1 protein-coding gene and 2 pseudogenes are annotated in these 1,037 nt (G+C 32.1%); all 3 read right to left on the bottom strand.

The genetic code is table 11. The annotated features are described in order from the left end of the window. Positions 1 to 148 (bottom strand): annotated as a pseudogene (locus AC1DTM_RS28215) (two-component sensor histidine kinase); the annotation flags it as partial. Beyond that, a complete protein-coding gene (locus tag AC1DTM_RS28210; protein WP_002141982.1) occupies positions 145 to 819 on the bottom strand; it encodes a response regulator transcription factor in 675 nt (224 codons plus the stop codon). The gene AC1DTM_RS28210 and the pseudogene AC1DTM_RS28215, both read right to left, overlap by 4 nt. Before the next feature lie 12 nt (positions 820 to 831). After that, a pseudogene (locus AC1DTM_RS28205) lies at positions 832 to 1,037 on the bottom strand (hypothetical protein); the annotation flags it as partial.

The raw sequence follows: 1,037 nt of genomic DNA, 5'->3' as shown, positions 1-1,037 counted from the left end.
GTTCATAATCTATAGTCCACTTATTAATTACAACAAATTGTAACGCGCTATATAAAATAAACAAAATGAATACTAGTGTAGTGGACCAAAGTGTTAATTTCCACTTTATAGGCAAATTTCTAATTCGGTACATAATGTTTTTTATCATTTCATTATATATCCAGCACCGCGGACTGTTTGGATATACTCCTCCTTATCTAAACTATGTAACTTATTACGTAGATAACGAACATATACATCGACTATATTTGTCTCAACCATTGCATCATATCCCCATACTTGGTCCAGTAAAATATCACGGGTAAGAACTCGATTAATATTTTTCATAAACATAAGCAGTAGCTCGAATTCTTTATTTGTAAGTTCAATTTCTTCATTTCCTTTAGTTATAGTTCGAGATTCAATCTGAAGCTGTAGATCTTTAAACGAAAGAAATGATGCGTGCTTTTGCTCTGTATTTTCTTCTCTCCTAAAAATCACTCTCATACGTGCTAAAAGTTCTTCAATCGCAAACGGTTTTGGAAGATAATCATCAGCTCCACTATCTAACCCTGTCACACGGTCCATAATACTATCACGAGCAGTCAACATGATAATAGGTGTACTTTTAGTTGCTCTTAGTCGACGACATACTTCCAGTCCGTTTAATCCTGGTAACATTAAATCAAGTAATATGAGATCGTAATTCTTTTCAAGTGCTGCTTCTAATCCCTTTCTTCCATCAAGTTGTATATCTACTATATATCCTTCATACTTTAATTCTAATTCTAAAAAATCTGCTAAGCTTTCCTCATCTTCAATAATTAGTATATGTTGCAACGATACTTCCTCCTATACGATTAAATGAATAAGTAATCCTATTCCGAATAAAACCGCAATGAATTGATGTACTTTTCGATACATCTTCAATTTTGTTTTCTGATTAGATTTCTGTAAACCAAATCCTGCAACCCCTAATGCTATTAAGGTTAAAAGAGAAAATATACCACTGTATATTAGTATTATATGACGACTTCTTTTTATTAAAAAGTAAACAC

This window comes from Bacillus sp. P4_D3 (genome assembly GCF_056401855.1).
This window is presented reverse-complemented; position numbering and strand designations above follow the sequence as displayed.